The sequence below is a fragment of the Caballeronia sp. 11_S32 genome, assembly GCF_056930355.1.
Genome location: NZ_JBXOWH010000003.1, coordinates 1953295 through 1970209, shown reverse-complemented (window position 1 = coordinate 1970209; position 16915 = coordinate 1953295). Strand labels below are relative to the sequence as shown.

The following is a 16915-nucleotide window of genomic DNA, read 5'->3' as shown; positions in this document are numbered from 1 at the left end:
CGGGATGCCATTCGCTTCGATGCAGAACCAGATCGATTACAACGTGCCATCACAGATTCGGGGAACACAATGAACAAGACGGAACTGATCGACCATATCGCGCTGCAGGCCGATATTTCCAAGGCAGCCGCCGGCCGCGCGCTCGACGCGGTCATCGGCGGCGTGCGCGCGACGCTGAAGAAGGGCGGCACGGTGACGCTCGTCGGCTTCGGCACGTTTGCTGTGGGCAAGCGCATCGCGCGCACGGGCCGCAATCCGCGCACCGGCGATGCGATCAAGATCGAGGCCGCGAAAGTCCCCAAATTTCGCCCTGGCAAAGCGCTGAAGGATGCGCTAAACTAGCGGACTCGCTGGATACAGCGCTTCGCAACACGAAGCCGTTGAATTCAGCGCAGCGCAAACCGAGTGAATTTGCGGACCGGGTGCTTAGCTCAGTTGGTAGAGCGGCGCCCTTACAAGGCGTAGGTCGGGAGTTCGAGCCTCTCAGCACCCACCAGGTCTCAGTTCATTGCGCGCTACCCAGGAGCGGTAGTTCAGTTGGTTAGAATACCGGCCTGTCACGCCGGGGGTCGCGGGTTCGAGTCCCGTCCGCTCCGCCAGAATCAAACAGGAAAGTCCCGTAAGCCGCATGGCTCACGGGACTTTTTTGTTTTGCGTCATGCTTCAGGTCTTCGATCAAGAGTGCTAAGGATCGGTGGCGCATACATCGTCGCTTGCATGGCGGCGAAGCGCGGCGCGTGCGTGACACGCATTGCGCAAATTGACCCAATCCAAGGTTAAATGGTTGATATATAGGGGAAATTGCGTCGTCCGGAGGAGTGCTTCCCACACATGCGATCTGCCCGAAAAACCATTCGCCTGCCGCCTTTCGCCTTTTCCTTCGCCACTGTTGTAATATCGAGCGTTTTGTTCTGACAACGCAGCGCTACGCATGCTCGACTTCTTCCGAAATCACCAGCGCCTGATGATGGCCTTGCTGATCCTGATCATCGTGCCCGGACTGGGCATGGTCGGGATTCAGGGTTTCAGCAATTACTTTGACGAGAGTTCTTACGTCGCCAGCGTGAACGGTCACAAGATCACGCGCGCCGAATTCGACAGCGCCTTCAGGCAGCAAGTGGACCGTGCCCGCTCGATGCTCGGTTCGCAGTTCGACGCCAAGATGTTCGACACGCCGGAGACGCGCGCCGCAATGGTCGACAGCCTCGTGCAGCAGCGCGCAATGGCCGACGAAACGCAGCGCCTGCATCTGACCGCATCGGACGACGCTGTGCGCCGCGCATTGCTCTCCGATCCGGTGATCTCGTCGCTGAAAAAGCCCGACGGCACGATCGACCTCGACCGCTACAAGCAACTCCTCGCGATGCAGGGCATGACGCCCGCGCAATACGACGAGCGCATGCGCTATACGATCGCCACCGAGCAGATTCCGGGCAGCATCCAGTCGACGTCGTTCACGTCGAAGTCGCTCGCGCAGAGCCTGACGGAACTCGCTGAACAGAAGCGCTCGGTGCAAGGACTGTCGCTGCGCACGGCTGACTACCTTGCGAAGATCCAGCCGACCGACGCGCAACTGAGCGCCTATTACGAAGCGCACCGCAAGGACTTCGCGACACCCGAAACGGCCACGATCCAGTACCTTGTGCTGTCGCCGTCGACGATCGCCGCGGCATCGAAGCCGAGCGACGCCGATCTCAAGAAGTACTACGACGACAACATCCAGCGCTATCGCACGGAAGCGGAAGTGCGCGCGAGTCACATTCTCGTGAACGCGCCGAAGGACGCGAGCGCGGCCGACAAGGCGAAGGCGAAGCAGAAGGCCGAGGAACTGCTCGCGCAAGTCAAGGCGCATCCGGATCAGTTCGCGCAGATCGCGCAGAAGAGTTCGGACGATCCCGGCTCCGCGAGCAAGGGCGGCGATCTCGGCTACTTCGCGCACGGCCAGATCGCGGGCGGCAAAGCTTTCGACGACGCCGCGTTCGGCCTGAAGAAGGGCGAGGTGAGCAATATCGTCGAATCGGATTTCGGCTATCACATCATCCAGGCGACCGACGTGAAGCCGTCCGTCACGAAGCCGTTCGATGAAGTGAAGGACGCGATCGCGAAGGACTATGCCGCGCAGCAAGGCACAAAGGGTTTTGCCGACGAGGCGCAGGGCTTCACCGATCTCGTCTACGAAAAGTCGAAGTCGCTGCAACCCGCGGCGGACAAGTACAAGCTGGCGATCCAGACCGCGACGATCGGTCCGAAGCCGAACCCGCAACTGCCGCAGGACAATCCGCTCAACAATCCGAAGTTCCTTGCGGGCGTGTTCGCGCCGGATTCGGTGAAGGACCGCAACAACACGCAAGCTACGGATGTCGGCAATAACACGCTGATCGCCGCGCGCGTGACCGACTACAAGGCTTCGACCGTGCCCGCGTTCGACGCGGTCAAGGACGATGTGCGCAAGAAGGTGATCGCCGAGATGGCCGCGTCGATGGCGAAGAAGGAAGGTGAGGCGAAGCTCGCCGACCTGCAGAAGTCGAAGTCGACCGATGGCTTCACGTCGCCCGTCACGGTGTCGCGCAACGACGCGCAGGGCTTGCCGCCTGCCGCGCTGAGCGCGATCTTCAAGGCGGACGCGTCGAAGCTGCCGGCCTATGTCGGCGTGGATCTCGGCGCGGGCGGCTATGCCATCTATCGCGTGAACGGCATCGAGAAAGCGGCGCCGGTCGCGGCCGACCGCCTCGCGGGCGCGCAGCAGCAGGTCGCGCAAGTCTATGCGCAAGCGGAAATGGAAGCGTATATCGACTCGTTGAAGGCGCGCTCCAAGGTCAAGCTGAGTCAGGCGCCGACGCCGTCGTCGAACTGATCTTCCGCGCTGACGTCACAAAAAAGCCCCGCTTCCGAAAGAAGGCGGGGCTTTTGTTTGGCTATGCAGCCACCACGCAGCAACGAAGCATGCGAGAAGCGCTTACAGGCACGCCTGAATATCGCCGGTGGCCTGGCTGCCGGCAGCGCCCGAGGCGCGGAAACCAACCCACGTACCCGAACCCGACGGTGCGGGACGGATGATCGCCGCCGCGCCGGTCGGCGGCTGCTGGCCGGGAACGTATACATCGGCCGCCTGATCGTTCGCGAGTGTGTTCTGCGACACGACTTGCTGTTGAGACTTGTCGGCCCACTTCTGGGCGACGCATTGCGCTACGAGCTTCGGGGCTTTCTGGCTCGTGCCGACTTGCTGCACCCCGGCGGGCGGCTGCGCGGCACAGGCCGAGAACGCAACGGTCATGGCGAGAAGGGGGATAAGTTTCACGTGACCTCCTTGTAAGGTCGCTCACACGACGAGCGGGTTATAAGAGCTACGCGAAAATCTCAGATATCTGAATCCTGGCCGTGTTCCGCGTGGATAGGGAAAGCTGTCGCGGCCGGCGTCGTCTTCAATGCGCGGCGCTGGCGCCCAGCAAGGGTTTCAAGGTTGGCCAGACGTTATCCAATAGCAAGGGCTGCGCCTGCACCGTCGGATGAATCTGGTCCGCCTGGAACATCGACGGTTTGTCGGCGATACCCGCAAGCAGGAAAGGCACGAGCGGCACGTTCTTGTCCTTCGCGATGCGCTCGTAGACGGCGTGGAACTTTTGCGTATAGTCCGGGCCGTAATTGGGCGGAACATACATGCCGATGAGTAAAACCTTCGCATGCGCGGCCTGCGATGCATCGACGATGCCGCGCAGATTCGTCTCTGTCGTCGCGAGCGGCACGCCGCGCAGTGCATCGTTCGCGCCGAGCTCGACGATCACAACCGCGGGCTTGATACGTGCGAGGACCGCCGTCAGGCGTGCGCGTCCACCGCTCGTGGTGTCTCCGCTGATGCTCGAATTGGCGACGCTATAATCGAAACGCTCCTTTGCCAGCCGCTCGCGCAACAGATTGACCCAGCCGGTATCGCGCGGCAGGCCGTATTCGGCCGACAGGCTATCGCCCAGCACGACGATCGCGGGCTTCGCTTGCGTTGCCGCCTGGGCTTCGGCGGCGTGTGCAGTCGCGGAACATGTCGCCATCAGCGCGATCGCGGGAAGCAAGCCGCGCCAGTTCATTTTCAAGGTGTCCATGCAAAACAATATCGAGCCGGTCATCGAAGTACGGGGATTAAGCAAGCGGGTGAAGGACGCAACGGGCGAGCTCACGATTCTCGATCAGATCGATCTGTCGATCGCGAAGGGCAGCAGCGTGGCGATCGTCGGCGCATCGGGCTCGGGGAAATCGACCTTGCTCGGCCTGCTCGCCGGTTTGGACAGCGCGAGCGAGGGCTCGGTTCGTCTGCTCGGCAAGGAACTGTCCACGTTGAACGAAGACGAGCGCGCCGCGCTCAGAAGCGGCGCTGTCGGCTTCGTGTTCCAGTCGTTCCAGTTGATGCCGCATCTGACCGCGCTCGAAAACGTCATGCTGCCGCTCGAACTGCGCGCCGAGATGCCGCACAGCGAGATCGCGGCGCGTGCCCGGTCGCTGCTCGATCAGGTCGGGCTGTCCCAGCGCACGGGCCATTATCCCAAGCTGCTGTCCGGCGGTGAGCAACAGCGCGTCGCGCTCGCGCGCGCGTTCGTCACGCATCCCGCCGTGCTCTTCGCCGACGAGCCCACCGGCAGTCTCGATGCCGCCACAGGCTACGCGATCATCGATCTGATGTTCGAGATGAACCGCCGCAACGGCGCGACGCTCGTGCTCGTCACGCACGATGCGGAACTCGCCGAGCGCTGCGACGCCACGGTGACGATCGAAGCGGGACGGCTCGTCAACGGCCTGAGCGTGTAAAGAAGCCCGCAACGCGAATGCGCTGCGGGCCGCATGCCTCAACGCGGGCCTCAGCGCTTCAAAGCCTTGCGCGCACGCGCGATCAACGCCGATGTCGACGAATCATGCTTGGCTGCATCGACGCTCGCGGCGGTGATATCGGCCTCGACGACCTTGCCGAGAATCTTGCCGAGCTCGACGCCCCACTGATCGAACGAGTTGACGTCCCACACGGTGCCCTGCACGAGCACCTTGTGCTCATACAACGCGATGAGCGCGCCGAGCGTTTGCGGCGTGAGCGCATCGAGCATGATCGTCGTGGTCGGACGATTGCCGGGGAAGCTCAGATGCGTCGCGAGTTCCTCCTTGCCCGGGCCCGCCACTTTCTTCGCCTCTTCGAGCGTGCGGCCGAGCATCAGCGCCTCGCTTTGCGCGAAGCAGTTGGCGAGCAGCTTGGCGTGATGATCGACGAGAGGATGCTCCGGCGTCAGCACGGCGATGAAGTCGATCGGAATGAGCGTCGGCCCCTGATGCAGCATCTGAAAGAACGCGTGCTGGCCGTTCGTGCCGGGCTCGCCCCAGATCACGGCCGCGGTCGGATAGTCGACCATCTTGCCGTCGAGCCGCGCGGACTTGCCGTTGCTTTCCATCTCCAGTTGCTGGAGATACGAAGGCAGATAGTGCAGCGCCTGCGAATACGGCGCGACCAGATCGCTCTGCGAGCCGAAGAAGTTGCGATACCAGATGCCGATCATGCCTATCAGCACCGGCAGGTTCCGGTCGAGCGGCGCCGTGCGGAAGTGCTCGTCCATCGCGGCCGCGCCTTGCAGGAGCGCATCGAAGTTCTTCGGACCGACCGAAAGCATGATCGACAACCCGACCGCCGACCACAACGAATAGCGGCCGCCGACCCAATCCCACATTTCGAAGACGTTTTCCTTCGCAATGCCGAACTTGACCACTTCCTCCGGATTCGCCGACACGCCGACGAAATGCTTCGACAGTTGATCTTCGGGGCAGCCGGACTTGAGGAACCAGTCGCGCATCGAATGCGCATTGGTCATGGTCTCGAGCGTCGTGAAGGTCTTTGAGACGACGATCGCGAGTGTCTCCTCGGCGTCGACTTGCTGAAGGACGTTCCAGAGATCGGCGCCGTCGACGTTCGATACGAAGTGCGTATCGAGTTCCTTCGACGCCAGATGATGCAGCGCGTGCACAACCATCTTCGGCCCGAGATCCGAGCCGCCGATGCCGATGTTCACCACATGACGGATGCGCTTGCCGGTGTAGCCCGTCCACGAGCCGTCGCGCACGCGATCGGAGAAGGCGGCCATCCTGGCCTTTTCCTTTTGCACTTGTTCGTAAAAGGGCGCGTCGGGCGATTGTGCGCGCAGCGCGGTATGGAGCACCGCGCGATGCTCCGTGATATTGACGATGTCGCCGCGGAACATCGCGTCGCGGCGTTCGGTGACGCCGGCCTGCTGCGCGACCTCGACGAGCAGCTTGAGGGTTTCGTCCTTGACGCGGTTCTTCGAGAAGTCGATCGAAAGGCCGCCGCCTTCGAAGGTCAGGCGTTCGGCGCGCGTGGGCGTGGTGTCGTTTTGCGGCGCGAACCAGTCGCGCAGGCGCTCGCCGGAGATGGCATCGTAGTGCGACTGGAGCGCCGACCAGGCAGGAAGCGAATTGAGCATCGAGGTTTGGGTCATGAGCGGTCCGTTAGTCTGAGAGTGACAGAGGAATACGTTCGTGCGATTGCGGCCCGGCTTGCCTGTGCGTGTCGTGTTTGGTGAACGCGACTAAACACGCCGCGGTTGCCCGAATCAAAAAAGAGTATAGCGACGATGCATGAACGGATGCTTGCAAAGCGTTACGTCGATAGGCGAGGCGCGCGATCGCGCTCAGCTTCGCGCGTGCTCCGCGTAGAAACGGCGGTTGATGAGACCGCGCACCGCCGGCGCGAGTTCGCCCGCGGTCAATCCCGCCGGGCCGATGCCGTCATCGGTGAGCGTCTGCGCGGCGAGTCCGTGCAGATACACGCCGGCGAGCGCGGCTTCGTAGGCGGGCAGCTTCTGCGCGAGCAATGCTCCGATCAATCCGCCGAGCACGTCGCCGGTGCCGCCCGACGCGAGTCCGGCGTTGCCGGTCGGATTCACGGCGACGCGGCCGTCCGGCGACGCGATCACCGTGCCCGAGCCTTTGACCACCGCGATCGACGCATAGCGCGCGGCCAGTTGGCGCGCGGCGGCGATGCGATCGGCCTGAACCGCTTTCGCGTCGGTTTGCAGCAGCCGCGCGGCTTCGAGCGGATGCGGCGTCAGGATGCACGGATCGCCTTGTGCGCCGCGCGCCGCCACGGCGGACGCGAGCGCGTCGTCCTGTGCGACGAGATTGAGCGCGTCGGCATCGAGCAGCTTGGGGACATCGAGCTTGAGCACGCCTGCGAGCACGTTCTTCGCGTGCTCGCTCGTGCCCATGCCGCAGCCGATCGACAGCGCGTCCATCTTGTCGAGCGCGAAGCCGTCGGCGCGATGCAGCATCAGTTCGGGATGCGGTGCGTCGTAAGGCGGAAAGCCGTCGCCGAGAAACGCGACATGCACCTTGCCCGCGCCGCCGTAGAGCGCCATGCGCGCCGCGAGGATCGGCGCGCCGCACATGCCCGTGTCGCCGCCGATCACCGCGAGCGAGCCGAACGTGCCCTTGTTGGTCGCGTTGTCGCGCGGCGGCATGCACGCGCCAAAGAGCGCGGGCGCATTGAGCACGATCGACGGCGCGACGCTCGTCTCCACCTCGATCGTCGCGACGAAGAGACGTCCCGTCAGATCGCGGCCTTGCGACGTGAAATGCCCCGGCTTCGCGCCGATGAAGGTGATGGTGTCCGTCGCGCGCACCGCCTCGCCGCCGCTCACGGGCGCGCCGGTGTCGCTGTTCAGGCCGCTCGGGACATCGAGCGCGAGCACGCGGCCGCCGTCGTGCGCCTGGCGCGAACGGCGCGTCATGCGTGCGGCGATCTCCGCGAACACGCCTTCGAGCGGCCGCGTGAGACCGATGCCGAACATGCCGTCGACGAGCCAGCCAAAGCCGTCGAACGATGCGGGCGGCTGGGCGTCGATCGGCACGCCCGCCGCGCGCGCCGTTTCGAGCGCCCAGCGCGCATCGTCGGGCCTGACCTCGACGGGCATGCACACCCGCACCGCGATGCCCGCGCGATGCAGGCGCTCGGCCATCACGAGCGCGTCGCCGCCGTTGTTGCCGGGGCCGGCCACGAGCCACACGGGCCGCGCGCGCGAGTCGGGATCGTGCTCGAACAGATCGATGAGGCATTGGGCCGCGGCCGCGCCCGCGCGCGCCATCAGCGTGTGCGGCGGCAGCGCGGCGGCGGCGCGCGCTTCGAGCGTGCGCAGCTCGGCCAAGGTCAGGAGCGCGAGCGGATCGTCTTTGGGGGTGAAGTAGGGGGAGCGGGCAGCGGTCATGGCGGCGGACGGAAGGGGCTCGAAGCCGTTCGGAAACCCGGCGTCGCTTGCAGCAAGCGTGCCCGTCGCGGCCGTGCGGGCCGCGTGCATCGCCGATGCGCCGCTAGAAGCGTTCGAGGCTCAGCGCGGCGAGCGTATCGGCGGGAATGTCGGGCGTGACGCCGGAGACGAGATCCGCGACCACTTTAGCAGACCCGCACGCGAGGCCCCAGCCCGCCGGGCCGTGCGCCGCGTTGACGAAAAGCCGCGGATGGCGCGTCGCGCCGACGACCGGCAGGCCGTCGGCGGAAACGAGCCGCAGACCGTCCCACGCGCGCGCGGCGGAGACGCGCGCCGCGCCCGGAATCCAGTCGTGCGTGCCCTGGCCGAGCAGATCGAGCGCGCGGCGGGAGAGGGCGGCGTCGAGCGGCTTGTCGGCCTTCGACGCGCTCTGGAGGACGCCCGCGCCGCCGACGCGCAGGCGCTGGTTCACGCGCGACATCGTGATGCGCTTGATCGAATCGACGACAGTGAGATGCGGCGCGCGCTCCTCATAGGCGACGGGCGCGGTGAGCGTGTGCACGCGCAGCGGAAAGAGCGACGCCGCCGACTTGATGCCGCCGACGAGCGCGGGCGTGCCGGTGCCCGCCGCGACGACGATCGCGTCCGCCGTGATCAGCTCGACATCGGCGGAGCGCTTCTTGCCGTCCTTGCCCTCGTTCGGATCGGCGAGCTCGACCGCGGCGCGCGGGCCGTCCAGGCGCACCGACGTGACCGCGCGATGCATGCGGAACTGCACGCCGTCGTCCTCGAGCACCTGCTTCAGTTGCTTGGTGAAGAGCGGACAGTTCGCCGTGCGCTCGTCGGGCAGCAGCACGCCGCCTGCGAATTCGGGATAGTCGGGCACCGAAGGCTCGATCGCGACGCATTCCTCGGGCGTCAGCAGCCGATGCGGCACCTTGAAACGCTTGAGCAAGTCGATGGCGGGTTGCGCCTCCTCGAGCTCGCGCGCCTGCCGGAACACGTGCAGCATGCCGCGGCGCTGCTCGAAATCGAGCTCCAGGCGGCTTTCGATGTCCGCGATCACGCGCCGCGACACATCGACGAGTGCTTGCAGGTGCGCGTACTGGGCGGCAAACGCCTCGGGATCGCGCAGCATCGCGAGCTGTTTGACGAAATCGCGCGCGGCGGAGTCGAAGCCGGTCTTGACCACCATGCCGCTTTGCTTCGAGCGGCTCGACGCCATGAACGTCGGCCCATACCAGACGTCGAGCGGCGACGGCAGGAGCGCGCCGCCCTGACCATAGGTGGCGCCTTGCGCGACGGTCGCGTGGCGTTCGACCACGCAGACGCTGAGGCCTGCCGCATGCAACTGATAAGCGGTGGCGATGCCGGCGATTCCTCCGCCGATGACGATGACATCCATGACTTTTTGTGCCCGAAGGCGCGAGATTGCTGTGCTGCGTGGGGCGAGGGGCGAGCGGACAGGCCTCGCGCGTCGCGCCTCGAGTGAAACCAGGGACCGGCGGCTTGCCGCGTGTGCCGTCCCCGAAGAAAGCGCGCCATGATAGCGCCAAAATCGTTTGCGGGGGACCGCGAGCGACGCCTGGATGCGACGCGCGGGGCACGCCGCGCGCCCGGTGCGCCGCGTCCGCAGGCGCCCGCAGGTGATTTCGGGATGTGCAATGACGCGGCCGCCGTGGCGCGGCCGCTGCCGCACGGCGTCCGGACGGTCCACCCGGACCGATTTCGAGACGCTTCCGGGTTATAATCGCGGTCTTCCTTTCGCCTCACGCCGTTTTGCGTGCTCGAATCCGAATTTGCGAAATTTCTGGATTTGCGAGGCGCGCGAGCGGCACACAGACGTCATCGACGCATCGTCACAATGGCCCACTTCTCGTGTTTCCCCGGCGCTTCGGCCCTCTCCGATTTCCGTCAGACCCGCCTCCTCGAAACGCTCGCCCGCATCGACGCGAATATCGTCGGCGTGCGCGGCCAGTTCCTGCATTTCGTCAACGCATCCGAGCCGCTCACGGACGATGACAACGGCCGCATCGAGGCGCTGATGCACTACGGCGCGCCGTTCGAGGAATCGAAGGAGCGCGGCCACGTCGAGACCTTCATGGTCGTGCCGCGCTTCGGCACCGTTTCGCCGTGGGCGAGCAAGGCGACCGACATCGCGCACCATTGCGGGCTCGACAAGGTGCGGCGCATCGAGCGCGGCGTCGAGTACTCGGTCATCATGAAAAGCGGCTTTCTCGGCGGCAAGAAGGCGCTGTCGGACGAAGCGCGCGCGGCCGTCGCGGATGCGCTGCACGACCGCATGACGGAAAGCGTCGCGGCCTCGCGCGATCAGGCGCTGCATCTGTTCGACGAACTGCCCGCGAAGCCCTTGCAGACGGTCGATATCATCGGCGCGGGACGCAAGGCGCTCGAAGCCGCGAATACGGAGCTCGGCCTCGCGCTGGCCGAAGACGAGATCGACTATCTGGTGAGCGCGTTCGAAGCGCTGAAGCGCAATCCGACCGACGTCGAGCTGATGATGTTCGCGCAGGCCAACAGCGAGCACTGCCGCCACAAGATCTTCAACGGCGAATGGACCATCGACGGCGAGAAGCAGGACATGTCGCTGTTCCAGATGATCCGCAATACCGAGAAGCTGAATCACGCGGGCACGATCGTCGCGTATTCGGACAATTCGGCGATCATGCAGGGCGGCATGGCCGAGCGCTGGTTCCCGCGCGGCACCGACGAGCAATATCGGCGTCACGAAGAGATGACGCACACGCTGATGAAGGTCGAGACGCACAACCACCCGACGGCCATTTCGCCGTTCGCGGGCGCGGCGACCGGCTCCGGCGGCGAAATCCGCGACGAAGGCGCAACGGGGCGCGGTGCGCGTCCGAAGGCCGGTCTCGCGGGCTTCACGGTGTCCAACCTCGATCTGCCCGATGCGCGCGAGAAGTGGGAAAACGACCGCGATTCCGCCGTGCCGCTGACGTCGCGCAATCCGGCCGACAAGAATGAGCCGTATGGCCGCCCGGACCGCATCGCGTCGCCGTTGCAGATCATGATCGACGGGCCGATCGGCGCCGCCGCCTTCAACAACGAATTCGGCCGCCCGAACCTCGGCGGCTATTTCCGCACGTACGAGCAGAACGTTGCGGGCCGCGTGCGCGGCTATCACAAGCCGATCATGATCGCGGGCGGCATCGGCAATATTTCGGACCAGCACACGCACAAGCACGACCTGCCGGCCGGCACGCTGCTGATCCAGATCGGCGGTCCGGGCATGCGCATCGGCATGGGCGGCGGCGCGGCGTCGTCGATGGCGACCGGCGCGAACACCGCCGAGCTCGATTTCGATTCCGTCCAGCGCGGCAATCCCGAAATCCAGCGCCGCGCGCAGGAAGTCATCAACACCTGCTGGCAGATGGGCGAGGGCAATCCGATCCTGTCGATTCACGACGTCGGCGCGGGCGGCATCTCGAACGCGTTCCCCGAACTCGTCGATGGCGCGGGCAAGGGCGCGCGCTTCGAGCTGCGCAAGGTGCAACTGGAAGAAAGCGGCTTGTCGCCGCGCGAAATCTGGTCGAACGAGGCGCAAGAGCGCTATGTGCTGGCGATCTCTCCCGCCGATCTTCCCGCGTTCCAGGCGATCTGCGAGCGCGAGCGCTGCCCGGTGGCGGTGGTGGGCGTGGCGACGGAAGCGCGTCAGCTGAAGCTCATCGATGAAGCCAACGACGGCCAGGAACCCGTCGACATGCCGATGGACGTGCTGCTCGGCAAGCCGCCGAAGATGCATCGCGACGTGAAGCGCGAAAGCGAGCAATTCACGCCTGTCGACGTGACCGGCCTGCCGCTGTCGGAAGTCGCGGTCGATGTGCTGAAGCATCCGACGGTCGCGAGCAAGTCGTTCCTCATCACGATCGGCGACCGTTCCGTCGGCGGCACGACGGCGCGTGATCAGTTCGTCGGTCCGTGGCAGGTGCCCGTCGCGGATTGCGCCGTCACGACGATGGACTACGCGGGCTTCCGCGGCGAAGCGATGACGATGGCCGAGCGCACGCCGCTCGCCGTCATCGACGCGCCGGCGTCCGGCCGCATGGCGGTGGGCGAGGCGGTGACCAACATCGCTTCGGCGCCGATCGAATCGCTGAACAAGCTCAAGCTCTCCGCGAACTGGATGGCCGCATGCGGCAGCGCGGGCGAAGACGCGGCGCTCTACGACACCGTGAAGGCGATCGGCATGGAGCTGTGCCCGGCGCTCGGCATCAGCATTCCGGTCGGCAAGGATTCGCTGTCGATGCGCACGAAATGGCAGGACGCACGCGGTGGTGCGCGCGAAGTCGTGTCGCCGGTGTCGCTGATCATCTCGGCGTTCGCGCCGGTCGAGGACGTGCGCCGTCATCTGACGCCGCAGCTCGTCGACGATGCGAACACGGTGCTGATCGCGATCGATCTCGGACGCGGCCGCAACCGCATGGGCGGCAGCATCCTCGCGCAGGTGACGCAGCAAGTCGGCGACGCGGTGCCGGATGTCGACGATCCCGAAGACCTGAAGCGCTTCTTCGCCGCGATCCAGGCGCTCAACGCCGATGGCAAGCTGCTCGCCTACCACGACCGCTCCGACGGCGGTCTGTGGGCGACGGTCTGCGAAATGGCGTTCGCGGGCCACGTGGGCGTGTCGCTGAACGTCGACATGCTGACGCTCGACGCGGAGCACGAATCGGATTACGGCGACGCCAAGGACTGGGCGAAGCAGACGAGCGGCCGCCGCGACGATCGCACGATCCGCGCGCTGTTCTCGGAAGAGCTCGGCGCGGTGGTGCAGGTGCGCGCGTCGGACCGCGACGCGGTGCTCGGCGCGCTGCGCGAACACGGTTTGTCGGCGTGCTCGCATGTTATCGGCAAGCCAAACGAGAGCGGCGCGATCGAAATCTATCGCGACGCAAAGAAGATTTTCGATGCGCCGCGCGTCGAGCTGCATCGCGCGTGGAGCGAGGTGAGCTGGCGCATCGCGCGTCTGCGCGACAACCCGGCCTGCGCGGATGCCGAATACGACACGCTGCTCGATGCCGCCGATCCGGGCATCTCGCCGGTGCTGACCTTCGATCCGGCTGAAGACGTCGCCGCGCCGTTCATTGCGGCGAAGGCGCGTCCGCGTGTCGCGATCCTGCGCGAGCAGGGCGTGAACTCGCATCTGGAGACGGCCTATGCGTTCGACCGCGCCGGCTTCGACGCCCACGACGTCCACATGAGCGACCTGCTCGAAGGCCGCGCGACGCTCGCCGATTTCGCGGGCGCGGTCGCGTGCGGCGGCTTCTCGTACGGCGACGTGCTCGGCGCGGGCGAGGGCTGGGCGAAGACCATCCGCTTCAACGCGCAACTGGCCGACATGTTCGCCGCGTTCTTCGCGCGTCCGGACACGTTCGCGCTCGGCATCTGCAACGGCTGTCAGATGTTGTCGAGCCTGGCGTCGATCATCCCCGGCGCGGAAAACTGGCCGAAGTTCACGCGCAACAAGTCGGAGCAGTTCGAAGCGCGCTTCTCGCTGGTCGAAGTGCAGAGCTCGCCGTCGATCTTCTTCGCCGGCATGGAAGGCTCGCGCATTCCGGTCGCGGTCGCGCACGGCGAAGGCTTCGCGGACTTCTCGCAACAGGGCGACCAGAGCCAGGCGCTCGTCGCGATGCGCTACGTCGACCATCGCGGCAACGCGACCGAGCAGTATCCGTTCAACCCGAACGGCTCGCCGCAGGGCATCACGTCCGTCACGACACCCGATGGCCGCTTCACCGTGCTGATGCCGCACATGGAGCGCGTGCATCGCAACGTGCAGATGAGCTGGACGCCCGACGACTGGACCACCGACGGCAGCCCATGGCTGCGCGTGTTCCAGAACGCGCGACGCTTCCTCGGCTGATCATTTCAATCGCCGGACAAAACACCCCGAAGCTGAAACTTCGGGGTGTTTTGTTTTTGACGCTTGCCGCGATGCTGCCCACGACAACCTTGCCGATCAGCATCTTTCTCAAAATAAACTGGCTGTAAGTTGCGGGTATAGTCGTCCGCACGCCGCGATGCGCGGCTTACGGAGGAGATATGAGGCAATTTGGAGCGAATCATTTAGGCAAACTAAGTTTATCGGGGCGCATATCGACGATGGCGGGCGCGGCGCTCGTCGCGATGTCGTGTTTCTTGACGGCGTGCGGCGACAGCTCGAACCCGGACTCGGCCAATCTGTCGCCGACGGCGCGCGCGGCCGCGCTCGGCGAAAACCTGATGGTGCGCGTCGAGATCGACACGAACGATGCCGCCAAATCCGGCACGAAGTGCGCGGACCTCGGCGCCGACTGGGCGAGCTGCGCGCGCGGCAAGCTGATTCTCGAGAACACCGGCGCCCGCAGTCTCGCGGCGGGCGGCTGGACGCTCTACGTGCACAGCATTCGGCGCATCCTGATGGTCGAGCATCCGGCGTTCGCGTGGAAGCATGTCACGGGCGATCTCTACGCGCTCACGCCGACCGCCGGCGCTTTCACGCTCGGGGCAGGCGAGCGCATCGAGGTGCCGTTCATCGGTGAGTACTGGTATCAGCGTTACAGCGATCTCTTGCCGCGCGCGTACGTGGTCGCCGACGGCAACGCGACCCCCGCCGTACTCGAGCACAACGATACCGACGACGAGACGCGCTACGTCGACCGCATTCCGCCGAGTTCGGACGACGCAGCCGCGTTCGCCGCGACGCCCGCGCAGGTGCAACGCGCCCGCGCGGAAGCCGCACTGCCATCGGCGCAGCAGACCGCCGCGCGTGCGCTGCCTGCGGCGCTGCGCTCGGCGCCGGGCGAGGGCTCGGCGCAGGTTGGCGGCATCGATTTGTCGGTGTCCGGATTGACTGCGTCGCAAGCGGCGGCGCTCAGGTCGCGCGCCGCGACGCTCGGCCTGAACGGCGCGGCCGTGCGCGTGAGCGGGCAGATCGTGGGCGGCGCGCTGCCCGCCGACATCGCGCGCTCCGGCGGCTATCGCCTGACGATCGCGCCGGCCGGCGTCAACGTCGATGCCTTCGACGCGGCCGGGGTCTTCTACGGCGTAGAGACACTGCTGTCGCTCGCGCCCGCGGGAGGCGGCAGCGTGCCCGCGATGACCATCGAGGATGCGCCGCGCTATACGCATCGGGGCATGCACGTCGATGTCGCGCGCAACTTCCGTCAGCCCGCTACGCTGCGCCGGTTGATCGACCAGATGGGCGCGTACAAGCTCAACCGCCTGCATGTGCATCTGTCGGACGATGAAGGCTGGCGTATCGAGATTCCCGGCCTGCCGGAGCTCACCGAGATCGGCGCGAAACGTTGCCACGATCTCACCGAAACGAAGTGTCTGCTGCCGCAGCTCGCATCGGGCCCGGACAACCGCTCGGGCGGCGGCTATCTGAGCCGCGCCGAGTATGTCGCGCTCGTGCGCTATGCGGCGGATCGCTTCGTCGAGATCATCCCGGAAATCGACATGCCCGGGCATGCACGCGCCGCGGTCGTCTCGATGGAGGCGCGGTATCAGCGTCTGCGCGCGCAGGGCAATCAGACGGCCGCGAGCGCTTACCGGCTGCTCGATCCCGCCGACACGTCGAACACGACGACCGTCCAGTTCTACGACCGGCGCAGCTTCATCAATCCGTGCTCGGACGGCGCGCAGCGCTTCGCGTCGAAGGTGATCGGCGAAATCGCGGCGATGCATCGCGAGGCGGGCGCGCCGCTCTCGGTGTGGCACTTCGGCGGCGACGAAGCGAAGAACATCCTGCTCGGCGCGGGTTTTCAGCCGCTCGACGGCACCGACGCCGGCAAGGGCCATGTGAACCTCGCGGCGCAGGACAAGCCGTGGGGACGCTCGCCCCAGTGCGCGGCGCTGATCGCATCGGGCAAGCTCGCATCCGTGGACGAATTGCCGTCGATGTTCGCGCGCGAGGTCAGCCAGATCGTGCGCGTGAACGGCATAGGCACGATGGCCGCGTGGCAGGACGGCATCAAGCATGCGAACGGCCCGCAGGATTTCGCGACGTCGAACGTGATGGTGACGATGTGGGACACGATATTCTGGGGCGCATCCGACACCGTGCAGTCGCTCAGCAGTCAGGGCTACAAGACGGTGCTCGCGCTGCCGGACTACCTGTACTTCGATTTCCCCTATGCGTTCGATCAGCACGAGCGCGGCTATTACTGGGGGTCGCACGGCACGGACAGCTTCAAGACGTTCTCGCTCGCGCCGGACAATCTGCCGCAGAACGCGGAGATCATGGCCGATCGCGACGGCAAGCCGTTCGAGGTGACGAGCGCGGGACCGGCGCCGCGCATCGAAGGCATTCAGGGGCAGGCGTGGGCCGAAGTGATGCGCACGGATCAGCAGTTCGAGTACATGGTGTATCCGCGGCTCTTGGCGCTCGCGGAACGCGCGTGGCATCGCGCGGCGTGGGAGTTGCCGTACACGCAGGGCGAGCGCTACATGCTCGGCGACACGAACCACGTCGACAAGGCCGCGCTCGCGCAGGACTGGGCGGGGTTCATGAGCGTAGTGCAGAACCGCGAGTTGCCGAAGCTGACGCGGGCGGGCGCGGTGGTGAGGGCGAAGCTGGGCGGGTGATGATGTGAGAAGCGGGTTGTAACGCGACAAAGCCGCCCGAGGGCGGCTTTGTCGATGGTTGCACA

General features: G+C 65.8%; 10 protein-coding genes and 2 tRNA genes. 7 read left to right on the top strand and 5 right to left on the bottom strand.

Annotation, left to right across the window (positions count from 1 at the left end):
- Positions 1-48 precede the first annotated feature (48 nt).
- From AC1Z32_RS20820 to AC1Z32_RS20805, 4 genes are all read left to right on the top strand, one after another.
- Complete coding sequence (locus AC1Z32_RS20820; RefSeq protein ID WP_483481703.1) at positions 49-342, top strand: HU family DNA-binding protein; 294 nt, start codon at positions 49-51, stop codon at positions 340-342.
- Between the two features lie 78 nt (positions 343-420).
- Positions 421-496, top strand: a tRNA-Val gene (locus AC1Z32_RS20815).
- Positions 497-522: 26 nt separating this feature from the next.
- Positions 523-599, top strand: a tRNA-Asp gene (locus tag AC1Z32_RS20810).
- 332 nt (positions 600-931) lie between these two features.
- The gene (locus tag AC1Z32_RS20805) at positions 932-2854 is read left to right on the top strand and encodes a SurA N-terminal domain-containing protein (RefSeq protein WP_483480369.1); all 1923 of its coding nucleotides are present in this window, start codon (positions 932-934) and stop codon (positions 2852-2854) included.
- 102 nt (positions 2855-2956) lie between these two features.
- Here AC1Z32_RS20805 and AC1Z32_RS20800 read toward each other — a convergent pair whose 3' ends face one another.
- Both AC1Z32_RS20800 and AC1Z32_RS20795 read right to left on the bottom strand, forming a co-directional pair.
- The gene (locus AC1Z32_RS20800) at positions 2957-3298 is read right to left on the bottom strand and encodes a hypothetical protein (protein ID WP_483480368.1); all 342 of its coding nucleotides are present in this window, start codon (positions 3296-3298) and stop codon (positions 2957-2959) included.
- A 124-nt stretch (positions 3299-3422) separates the two neighbouring features.
- Positions 3423-4094: an arylesterase gene (locus tag AC1Z32_RS20795; protein ID WP_483480367.1), complete on the bottom strand. Its 672-nt coding sequence runs from the start codon at positions 4092-4094 to the stop codon at positions 3423-3425.
- On the opposite strand from AC1Z32_RS20795, the gene AC1Z32_RS20790 reads away from it, so the two are divergent.
- Positions 3976-4794, top strand: a complete 819-nt coding sequence (locus AC1Z32_RS20790; protein ID WP_483481702.1) for an ABC transporter ATP-binding protein — start codon at positions 3976-3978, stop codon at positions 4792-4794. The genes AC1Z32_RS20795 and AC1Z32_RS20790 overlap by 119 nt on opposite strands.
- A 50-nt stretch (positions 4795-4844) precedes the next feature.
- On the opposite strand, the gene pgi is transcribed toward AC1Z32_RS20790, so the two are convergent.
- The 3 genes from pgi to AC1Z32_RS20775 all read right to left on the bottom strand — a co-directional run bounded on the left by pgi (position 4845) and on the right by AC1Z32_RS20775 (position 9648).
- Entirely contained in the window at positions 4845-6479 is a 1635-nt protein-coding gene (pgi, locus tag AC1Z32_RS20785) for a glucose-6-phosphate isomerase (protein WP_483480366.1), read from the bottom strand.
- Positions 6480-6671: 192 nt separating this feature from the next.
- Complete coding sequence (locus AC1Z32_RS20780) at positions 6672-8243, bottom strand: NAD(P)H-hydrate dehydratase (RefSeq protein ID WP_483481701.1); 1572 nt, start codon at positions 8241-8243, stop codon at positions 6672-6674.
- A 103-nt stretch (positions 8244-8346) separates the two neighbouring features.
- Complete coding sequence (locus tag AC1Z32_RS20775) at positions 8347-9648, bottom strand: FAD-dependent oxidoreductase (protein ID WP_483480365.1); 1302 nt, start codon at positions 9646-9648, stop codon at positions 8347-8349.
- A gap of 459 nt (positions 9649-10107) precedes the next feature.
- Between AC1Z32_RS20775 and purL the strand changes: the two genes are divergently transcribed.
- Positions 10108-14145: a phosphoribosylformylglycinamidine synthase gene (gene purL, locus AC1Z32_RS20770; RefSeq protein ID WP_483480364.1), complete on the top strand. Its 4038-nt coding sequence runs from the start codon at positions 10108-10110 to the stop codon at positions 14143-14145.
- 239 nt (positions 14146-14384) lie between these two features.
- Positions 14385-16850, top strand: coding sequence for a family 20 glycosylhydrolase (locus AC1Z32_RS20765; protein ID WP_483481700.1), 2466 nt, complete (start codon positions 14385-14387; stop codon positions 16848-16850).
- Positions 16851-16915 lie beyond the last annotated feature (65 nt).

Excerpts from the sequence above, each read along its gene's own strand:
- AC1Z32_RS20780 (WP_483481701.1), bottom strand. The coding sequence starts at position 8,243 with ATGACCGCTGCCCGCTCCCCCTACTTCACCCCCAAAGACGATCCGCTC.
- AC1Z32_RS20765 (WP_483481700.1), top strand. The coding sequence starts at position 14,385 with ATGGCGGGCGCGGCGCTCGTCGCGATGTCGTGTTTCTTGACGGCGTGC.
- AC1Z32_RS20775 (WP_483480365.1), bottom strand. The coding sequence starts at position 9,648 with ATGGATGTCATCGTCATCGGCGGAGGAATCGCCGGCATCGCCACCGCT.
- purL (WP_483480364.1), top strand. The coding sequence starts at position 10,108 with ATGGCCCACTTCTCGTGTTTCCCCGGCGCTTCGGCCCTCTCCGATTTC.
- AC1Z32_RS20805 (WP_483480369.1), top strand. The coding sequence starts at position 932 with ATGCTCGACTTCTTCCGAAATCACCAGCGCCTGATGATGGCCTTGCTG.
- pgi (WP_483480366.1), bottom strand. The coding sequence starts at position 6,479 with ATGACCCAAACCTCGATGCTCAATTCGCTTCCTGCCTGGTCGGCGCTC.
- AC1Z32_RS20795 (WP_483480367.1), bottom strand. The coding sequence starts at position 4,094 with ATGGACACCTTGAAAATGAACTGGCGCGGCTTGCTTCCCGCGATCGCG.